Raw genomic sequence first — 8,407 nt, forward strand, 5'->3', positions numbered from 1 at the left:
GTGGTGAGCTACGGGCGACCGCCACAGGCGATGCGGGACCTCATGGAGCAGTATGAGGTGGTGGCACACAGATGATCATGCCGGCGAGCCAGTTAGGGCCTTCGGACGTCTTCGACGCCTACGGTGTACCCGGACGCGACGAGCAGGCGACGTACGTGATCCGGCCGGACAGAAACATCGCATGGCGCAACCGCGGCATCGACGTCGATGGCTGCCGCGCGGTTCTCGACTGGTTCACGGGGCACAAACGCCGGGCTAGGCAAGCGGTGTGGTTGACCTTCGCGGCCAATCCGGGCTGCGAGGCGGAGGTTGAGGCGTTCCTGCGAGACTGCGATGCCGGCATCGGTGACGAGCCCGGCACGACGACGTTCTTCATGCTTGCACTCAGCGAGGGCTGCTAGGCCAGTCTCGATACCTTCGCCGACGACGCAGCCTTCGACGCGCACTTGGCTGAATCGGCCGCGCGTGCCTTCATGGCCGGCGCTGACTACCTGTTCACGGACGGGCTAAAGATCATCCAGGAATGGGTGCTGGCGGGTAGGAAGCGCAAGGCATGATTGCGGCCCACGGCGCCGGGGAGATCCGAGCGTGGGATACTCGCAATACGAGCAACATGCGGATGCTATTGGTCAGAATTTGCTGAATCTAACCCACACCCTCGGTCTGGTCACGCCCCGTCTTAGACATGCCACCGGTGTGCCTGCAATCCATGTTGTTGACCCTTTGCAGACCTAGCGACTGGCTGGATGAGACGTCTGCTCGGAACGGAGAAGCGGACCTCCCCAGGGCAGCCACAACATCAGCAGGTACGGGTCATTGGCGACGGCCGAACGGGGAACGCTCCGGCGGGTAAACGCGCCGCACGACGGCGACGCTTGGCTCGGACGCAGCCCATCCTCGAACGATGCCGTCGGGTCGCCGTCACGGTCCATCGGATCGTCCGAGCGACGCCCACCTCGACGCCCAATGCCCCGCACATCCCGTAATGCTGGCGTAACCCGCTATGTCTACCGAACCTCCCCGTCACGGAGAGAGGTGTTCCATGGACACGGAGCCGGAAAATGCGGACGATGCATTCGAGTTGTTGTTGAGGCGGACGGTCACGAATGCAGTGACTTCCGGCTTGAATAGCAACGTCCATCGGAACGACGATATCATCGCTCGTTTGATGGACTACGAGCAGCGGGCGCGCCAGGAACGTCTCAGTTCCCAGACCCTGCAGGTTATAATGTCGGGGAGACGCCTGCTCGGCGAGTGACGGAAAGCGGCCGCTGCGGACCGCGCGCCGGAGAGGGCATGCCAGCCAAGCGCAATTCGCGGGTCCGAAGCCGGCCCCCGACGCGTAAGATACCGTCCGGTATGTATGATGGCGGCCACCAGGACCGGAACCGTTGCCCAATCCCGAAACCATGCACGTGGCAGCGAACCACGAGGTAACCATCGGCCACCTGCGGTCGAGGGCGGCACACACCAATCGGCCAGTTGCGGCGCCGGCGACAGGGACGACCCCTCCCGCCGGAGGCGAGCCATCCCGGTCGCGGGAACCATGACCATGGCGACCGAAGGCGCATACCGTCGGAAGAAGCAGCCCGAGCTCGTCCGGCGGACGCTGCTCGACTGCGCCGCCAAGCTCGCCCTGGAGCAGGGTCTCGCCGCGGTCACGGTGCAGGGGGTCTGCGACGCCGCTGGCGTGACCAAGGGCGCCCTGTTCCATCACTTCGCGAGCAAGCAGTCCCTGGTCGAGGGCGTCGTCTCCGACCTCATCACGCAGCTCGATGCCGACATCGAGGCGGCGATGGCCAGAGATGCCCATCCGCACGGCCGGTTCACGCGGGCCTACATCGACGTGACCCTGCACGACCCGATGATGACCGAGGGAGGCCAATGGGCCGCCCTTCACGTCTCCATCCTCGCCGAGCCGAAGCTGCGCCGGCTGGTCTCGGACTGGTTCGCGGAGCGCCTGCGTCGCCATCACGGGACGGACGCCGGACCCGACCTGGAACTCGTCCGGCTCGCCGCCGACGGCGCGTGGCTCGCCTACCTCGTCCGCGAGAAGCCGAGCGACCCCGTGCCCGTTCTCGGCGAGCTCCGCGAACGCCTCGTCGCCATGACCCTGGCCGGACGGACGACGACCCCGAACGACGGCAATCCCTGAGCCATGAGACACAGTTCACCGAACGAGTTCGCACCGGAAGGGGCGGACGACCCCAACTACGACGACGTCGCCACGGCGCACGTGTCGGTGGCGCGCATCCTCGGCCTGTTCCGGCCCTACCGGGGGCGGATCGCGCTGGTCCTCTTCCTGATCGCCTTGGCATCGGCCGCCGGGCTCGCCGCCCCGTTCCTACTCCGGGCGATCATCGACGAGGCCCTGCCGAAGGGCGACCTGCCGTTGCTGGCCACCCTCTCCGGCAGCTTGGTCGCTCTCGCCGTGGTCGGGTCCGGCATCGGCGTGCTGCAGGTCCTCGTCACCGCGAGGGTCGGGCAGGCGATCATGCACGACCTCCGGGTCGCGGTGTACACCCACCTCCAGTCGCTCTCGCTCGGGTTCTTCACGGGGACCCGCGCCGGCGACATCCAGTCCCGCATCGCCAACGACATCGGCGCCTTGCAGGCGCTGGTGACCCACACCGCCGGCGAGGCGACCCGGAACGCCAGCACGGTCGTCATGACGGGTGCCGCGATGCTGCTCCTGGACTGGCGGCTCGCCCTGCTCTCGTTCCTCGTCCTGCCGCTCGCGACCTGGATCAGCGACCGGGTCGGCCGGAAGCGCGAGGCGTTCACCTACGAGCAGCAGGGACGGATCGCGGAGATGTCGTCGACGGTGCAGGAATCCCTGTCCGTGTCCGGCATCGTCCTCGCCCGCACGATGGGACGCACCCTCGACCTCACGCAACGCTTCGACCGGGCGTCGCGCGAGGTGGCGGCCCTGGAGGTCCGGTCCCACACCGCGGGCCAGTGGCAATGGTCGGTCATCGATCTGGTACTCCAGGCGATGCCCGCCCTGACCCTGCTCCTCGGCGGCTGGATGATGGCCTCGGGCACCGCCATGACCATCGGTACGCTGGTGGCCATGATCGCCCTGCAGGAGCAGCTCCTGTTCCCGCTGGAGGAGGTGCTGCGCTCGGGCGTCGAGGTCCGGAAGACGCGGGCCCTGTTCGCGCGCATCTTCGAGTACCTCGACAAGCCCGTGGGGATCACCGAACGGCCCGATCCCGTCACGCTCGATCCCGCCACGGTCGCGGGCCACATCAGGCTGGATCGCGTGGTGTTCTCCTACGACCGAGCGGGACCCGCAACCATCCGGGGCGTCACCATCGACATCCCGGCGGGCTCGCACACCGCCATCGTCGGCGCCACGGGCTCGGGTAAGTCCACCCTCGGCTATCTGCTCGCCCGCCTCTACGACGTGGATGCTGGCGCGGTGCTCTACGACGGCGTCGACGTGCGCGACCTGAGCCTGCGCTCGCTCACGGACATCCTGGGCGTGGTCACGCAGGACCCCTACCTGCTCCATGCCAGCGTCGCGGAGAACCTGCGCTTCGCCCAGCCCGACGCCACCGATGCGGACTTGCACGCCGCCGCCCGGACGGCGCAGCTGCACGACGTGCTCGCGGCCCTGCCGGACGGGTACGACACCGTGGTGGGCGAGCGCGGACACCGCTTCTCCGGCGGCGAGAAGCAGCGCCTGTCGCTCGCCCGCACCATCCTGCGCGACCCGCGCGTGCTGCTGCTCGACGAGGCGACGAGCGCGCTCGACACCGCGACGGAGCTGGCGATGATCCGTGCCCTCGAACGTCCCGGCAGGGCCCGCACGACCATCACCATCGCGCACCGGCTGTCCACCGTGCGCCGGGCCGACCAGATCGTCGTGCTCGACCGGGGGGTGGTAGTCGAGCACGGAACGCACGACGAGCTGCTGGGCCGCAGCGGCGCCTATGCCCGTCTCGTTCGCAAGGCGGCGTGACGATCCGCTTCGGCCGGCTCCGTCCTGCCGCCATCGTTCCTTGGAGGTTCAACCGTCTTGCGCGTCCTGGTCGTAGAGGATGACCCGCAACTGAGCGCATGGCTCAAGACCACGCTCTCGGACGCCCTCGGGCACGCCGACGTCGTCGACAACCTCGACGAGGCGCTGGCCGCCGTCGGCGTCCAGCCGTTCGACCTCGTCGTGCTGGACCGCAGGCTGCCGGACGGCGACGGGATCACCCTGATCTCGCGCCTGGCGCAACTCAGGCCCCGGCCGGGGGTGCTGATGCTGACCGCGTTCGACGACCCGGTCGAGATCGCGCGGGCCCTCGACGCCGGGGCCGACGACTACGTGCCGAAGCCGTTCGAGCCGGTCGAACTCGTCGCCCGGGCGAGGGCCGTGATCCGCCGGCTCCAGGTCGACCGAAAGGGCGTGCTGACGGTCGGCAACCTGTCCTTCGACACCGCCGCACGGTCGGTCCGCGTCGCCAACAACCCGATCCCGGTCCCGCGCAGGGAACTCGCGCTGCTCGAAGCCCTCGTCCGTCGGGCCGGGCAAGTCGCCTTGCGGGAGGTGCTCGAAGCCGCGGCCTACGGCTTCGACGACGAGATCCAGTCCAACGCCCTCGACGCGCATATCTCCCGTCTCCGGAAGCGGTTGCGGGCCGCCGACTGCTCCGTGGCGATCAAGCCGCTGCGAGGCCTGGGCTATATGTTGGAGGCCGGCTGATGCCGCGCGGGCAGCCCTCCATCGCCCGGCTCGCCGCCGCCTTGCTCAGCCTCGTCGTCGCCGCCACCATCCTGTGCACCTGGACGCTGGTCAGTGCCCTGCAGGGCGATGACGGCCTCTTCGCCCAGTACGACGTGGCGAAGGTCATCCAGGCTTCCATCTCGCGTGGCGAGGACGGCGCGCCGGTCGTCTCGTCGACGAGCGAACTCGACGGGATCAAGCGAGCCTTTCCTGACCTCTGGTACGTGGTCACGACGGAGGGCGGGAGGGTGCATTACGGACCCGTGCCCGCATCGGTCCGCGACGGAGGCGCGGCGGCACCAAGCCCGGCGTTCGACGGGGGCGATGGCCTGCGTCTCACCCACTGGACCATCGCGGCTCGGCTCGGCGCGAAAACCGTACAGATCCAGGTAGGGGGCGCCGTCTACAGTCCCGCGCAAGCCGCGTTGAGCAGCCTGCGCGACGTCAACTACACGGCCATCCCGCTCCTGGTCGTGACCGCCGCAACCATCCTGGTCGCCCTCCTCACCGTTCCCGCCCTGATCGCCCGACCCGTGCGCCAGGTCTCGCGTTCCGCGGAACGCATCGACGGCGGGTCCCACGGCATCCGCCTGCCGTTGGGCGAGGCCCCGCGGGAACTCGTCCCGATGGTGGCCGCCTTCAACCGCGCCCTGGAGCGCATCGACGTGGCCTCGGCCGCGCAGCGCCGGTTCCTGTCGAACGCGGCGCACGAGCTCCGGACACCGCTGACCCGTGTGCGGACCGGCCTGGAGCGGGTGGAGGACTCGGACCTGCGTCGGGTGCTCGTGGCCGACGTGCAGTCGCTGTCCTCCACTGTCACGATGCTGCTGCAAATCGCACGCCTGTCCTCTGACAGTCCGGAGATGCGCCGGTTCGACCTCGTGGCGGCTGCGCGCGCCACGACCGCCGAGCATGTCCCGGCGGCGCTCGCCGCCGGCGTGGACATCGCTTTCTCCGGGGAGGGCGACGCCGTCCACGTCACCGGATCGGAGACCGCCGCCCGCATCGCCGTCGGTAACCTCGTGGGGAACGCCCTGCAGCACGCCCGCTCCGGAAGGTCCGTCCTGGTCGAGGTCCGTCCCCCCGGGACCGTTCGCGTGATCGACCACGGCGACGGGGTCGAGACCGGCATCCGGTCGGAGGTGCTCCAGCCGTTCGCGCGAGGACGGTCGAGCGACGGCACGGGGCTCGGGCTCGCCCTCGTCGCGCAGGTCATGGCCATGCACGGGGGAGGCGTCGCGATGGACGAGACCCCCGGAGGCGGGTTGACGGTTTCCCTCACGTTCCGAGGCGCGGAGGCCTGAACCTCGCCGCCCGTCGATCCCGACGAACGTAATGTTGCGGCAACCTCGGCCGCTAGGATCGGGACGTCCTCCCCTCCCGGGAGTCGAGGTGAACCCCATGCGCAACAAAGCCTTAGTCCTCGCGACCGCGCTCGTCGCGTTCTCGTCCGCCGTCCCGGAAGCCCAGGCGCGGGGGCGGTCGGGGGCATTCGCGGCTGGCTTCGTCGGCGGGCTCGCCGCGGGCACGCTCGCCGCCTCCGCGGCACGGGCGGAGCCGGTCTACGACGACGGCTACGAGTACGGTCCGCCGGAATGCGACCGCGTCTACCGCCGCCGGTTCGTCATGCGCGAATACGAGCCACCGTTCGAGCCGCTCGGCTTCCACGCCGACTGGGATGACTGAGGGCTCCGGTCCTGCGCCCGTCCCCATGGCACGGGTTCACGAAGATGCGGGGCCGCCGTCGCAGACGGCCGCCCAAAGAAACGGGCGTCCGAGGCCTCGCCCGGCCCGATGGGATTTCGAGATGCGGTTTCCGAGATCGAGCGCCCGCTCGGCCATGACATGCTGCCTTGCCGCAGTGCTGGGGACCTCCGTCGCCGAGGCGGCGGCAACACCCGTGATCCCAGGGGTCCCGGAGACGCGTGCCGACGACGGTCCGCTGGCGGCGCTTGAGCGCTCCTGGTCTGACGTCGTCGCGTCGCTCGGCGAAGCTATGGCCGGAGCGCCGTCGTTCGGACCGGTCCTCGTCTTCTCGGAGGCCCGCTGCCCGAGCGTGGACAACGGCACGGCCCTGGACTGCGGACTGGCCGCCGACCGGATTTGCCGGGGGGCCGGGCGCACGACGGGCATTTCCTTCGATCAGACGACGGGACGGACATGCCGCGGCGGCGTCGCGTCGCAAAGCGGCGGGCTGTCCATCACCTGCAAGCCGTCGGCCTGGATAAGCCATGCCCTATGCTGGTGATGCGCCTGCGATGCGACGCCTGACCCCATCCCCCATGCCCGGGCGGCCCCCTGGCTCGTTCCTCCTCGCGGCGACGGCCGCGGTCGGCTTGGTCGCCCTGACCATGGCCGGCTGCGAACGGGCCGCCGACGGGAAGGCCGCTCCGGGAGCGGACGCGGGGCCGACGCCGGTCACCACGGTGACCGTCGAGGCGGCGACGGTGCCGCGCACCCTCGACCTGCCGGGTCGCCTCGCCTCGACGCGGGTCGCCGAGGTCCGGGCCCAGGTCTCCGGCATCGTCCGGGAGCGCGCCTTCGAGGAAGGCAGCCTCGTCAGGAAGGGCGACGTCCTCTTCCGCATCGATTCCGCCGTCTACCGGGCCGAGGTCGACGCCAAGGCCGCCGCCTTCGACCGGGCCGAGGCCGCGCGGGTGCAGGCGCTGAGGCAATCGGAGCGCACCGAGACACTGCTGGAGCGCCAGGCGGCCAGCACCGCCCAGCACGACGTCGCGACGGCCGCCCTGCGCCAAGCGGAGGCGGACGTCGCCAGCGCCAAGGCGCATCTCGCCCGGGCCCGGATCGACCTCGACTACGCCACCGTGCGCGCGCCCATCGCCGGCCGCATCGGCCGGGCCCTCGTCACCGAGGGCGCCCTCGTGGGCCAGGGCGAGGCGACAAAGCTCGCGCTGATCCAGCAGATCGACCCGATCTTCGCCGACTTCAACGCGCCCGCCTCGGACCCGAGCCGCCTCGCCGCGCGCGCGTCGGGCAAGGAGGAAACGGAGGTGCGCCTCGTCCAGCCGGACGGCTCGCTCCACGCCGACGCCGGGCGGCTGCTGTTCTCGGACGTGAGCGTCGACCCCGGCACCGGGCAGGTGTCCCTGCGGGCGACGTTCCCGAACCCGAAGGTGGCGCTGCTGCCGGGCACCTACGTCCGCGTCCGCGTCGCGCAAGGGACGGTGCCTGGCGCGGTCATCGTGCCGGCCCAGGCCATCCAGCGCTCCAGCGCCGGGGTCGCGCAGGTGTTCGTGGTCGGCGACGACAGGACCGTCGCGCTGCGCCCCGTGCAGGCGGGGGCGCTGACGGATGCCGGCTGGATCGTCGAGGAGGGGCTGAAGCCTGGCGAGAGGGTCGTCGTTGAGGGCTTCCAGAAGATCCAGCCCGGCATGGCGGTCAACCCGACGCCCTGGCACGGCGCCCGGACGGCCGCGGCCTCCGCAGAACCCTGACCGCGCCGGGACCGGACCTCCATGACCCGCTTCTTCATCGACCGCCCGATCTTCGCCTGGGCGATCTCCATCTTCGTCATGCTGGTGGGCGCGATCTCCATCGCCTTTCTGCCGGTCTCGCAATACCCGGACGTGGCCCCCGTCACGGTCCAGGTGAGCGCGACATATCCGGGCGCGCCACCGGAGCGGCTCTACGACGGCGTCACCCGCATCATCGAGGAGGAGCTCAACGGCA

Annotated in this window: 10 protein-coding genes; all 10 read left to right on the forward strand. The window is 70.1% G+C overall.

From position 1 onward, the window contains the following. Window positions 1-71 precede the first annotated feature (71 nt). Window positions 72-401: a hypothetical protein gene (locus tag AX737_RS07740; protein WP_066920352.1), complete on the forward strand. Its 330-nt coding sequence runs from the start codon at window positions 72-74 to the stop codon at window positions 399-401. A gap of 641 nt (window positions 402-1,042) precedes the next feature. After that, the gene (locus AX737_RS07745) at window positions 1,043-1,258 is read left to right on the forward strand and encodes a hypothetical protein (protein WP_066920354.1); all 216 of its coding nucleotides are present in this window, start codon (window positions 1,043-1,045) and stop codon (window positions 1,256-1,258) included. 294 nt (window positions 1,259-1,552) lie between these two features. Continuing rightward, window positions 1,553-2,155 carry a TetR/AcrR family transcriptional regulator gene (locus AX737_RS07750; RefSeq protein WP_066920356.1) on the forward strand — a complete coding sequence of 201 codons (603 nt, stop codon included), beginning with the start codon at window positions 1,553-1,555 and terminating at the stop codon, window positions 2,153-2,155. Between the two features lie 3 nt (window positions 2,156-2,158). Further along, the gene (locus AX737_RS07755) at window positions 2,159-3,967 is read left to right on the forward strand and encodes an ABC transporter ATP-binding protein (protein WP_066920358.1); all 1,809 of its coding nucleotides are present in this window, start codon (window positions 2,159-2,161) and stop codon (window positions 3,965-3,967) included. A 57-nt stretch (window positions 3,968-4,024) separates the two neighbouring features. After that, entirely contained in the window at window positions 4,025-4,696 is a 672-nt protein-coding gene (locus AX737_RS07760; protein WP_066920360.1) for a response regulator transcription factor, read from the forward strand. Beyond that, window positions 4,696-6,021: a HAMP domain-containing sensor histidine kinase gene (locus tag AX737_RS07765; protein ID WP_082772941.1), complete on the forward strand. Its 1,326-nt coding sequence runs from the start codon at window positions 4,696-4,698 to the stop codon at window positions 6,019-6,021. Before AX737_RS07760 ends, AX737_RS07765 begins: the two co-directional genes overlap by 1 nt. A 97-nt stretch (window positions 6,022-6,118) precedes the next feature. Then, window positions 6,119-6,403, forward strand: coding sequence for a hypothetical protein (locus AX737_RS07770; RefSeq protein WP_066920361.1), 285 nt, complete (start codon window positions 6,119-6,121; stop codon window positions 6,401-6,403). A gap of 121 nt (window positions 6,404-6,524) precedes the next feature. Continuing rightward, window positions 6,525-6,965 (forward strand): hypothetical protein, encoded by a 441-nt coding sequence (locus AX737_RS07775; RefSeq protein WP_156453579.1) that lies wholly within the window; start codon window positions 6,525-6,527, stop codon window positions 6,963-6,965. 34 nt (window positions 6,966-6,999) lie between these two features. Further along, window positions 7,000-8,172: an efflux RND transporter periplasmic adaptor subunit gene (locus AX737_RS07780; protein WP_066920365.1), complete on the forward strand. Its 1,173-nt coding sequence runs from the start codon at window positions 7,000-7,002 to the stop codon at window positions 8,170-8,172. Window positions 8,173-8,193: 21 nt separating this feature from the next. Beyond that, on the forward strand, window positions 8,194-8,407 hold a 214-nt coding region (locus AX737_RS07785), incomplete at its 3' end, for an efflux RND transporter permease subunit (protein ID WP_156453580.1).

Source organism: Methylobacterium sp. CCH5-D2 (assembly GCF_001556475.1).
GTDB classification, from domain to species: Bacteria; Pseudomonadota; Alphaproteobacteria; order Rhizobiales; family Beijerinckiaceae; genus Methylobacterium; species Methylobacterium hispanicum.

Excerpts from the sequence above, each read along its gene's own strand:
- AX737_RS07745 (WP_066920354.1), top strand. The coding sequence starts at position 1,043 with ATGGACACGGAGCCGGAAAATGCGGACGATGCATTCGAGTTGTTGTTG.
- AX737_RS07780 (WP_066920365.1), top strand. The coding sequence starts at position 7,000 with ATGCCCGGGCGGCCCCCTGGCTCGTTCCTCCTCGCGGCGACGGCCGCG.
- AX737_RS07755 (WP_066920358.1), top strand. The coding sequence starts at position 2,159 with ATGAGACACAGTTCACCGAACGAGTTCGCACCGGAAGGGGCGGACGAC.
- AX737_RS07765 (WP_082772941.1), top strand. The coding sequence starts at position 4,696 with ATGCCGCGCGGGCAGCCCTCCATCGCCCGGCTCGCCGCCGCCTTGCTC.
- AX737_RS07770 (WP_066920361.1), top strand. The coding sequence starts at position 6,119 with ATGCGCAACAAAGCCTTAGTCCTCGCGACCGCGCTCGTCGCGTTCTCG.
- AX737_RS07775 (WP_156453579.1), top strand. The coding sequence starts at position 6,525 with ATGCGGTTTCCGAGATCGAGCGCCCGCTCGGCCATGACATGCTGCCTT.
- AX737_RS07740 (WP_066920352.1), top strand. The coding sequence starts at position 72 with ATGATCATGCCGGCGAGCCAGTTAGGGCCTTCGGACGTCTTCGACGCC.
- AX737_RS07750 (WP_066920356.1), top strand. The coding sequence starts at position 1,553 with ATGGCGACCGAAGGCGCATACCGTCGGAAGAAGCAGCCCGAGCTCGTC.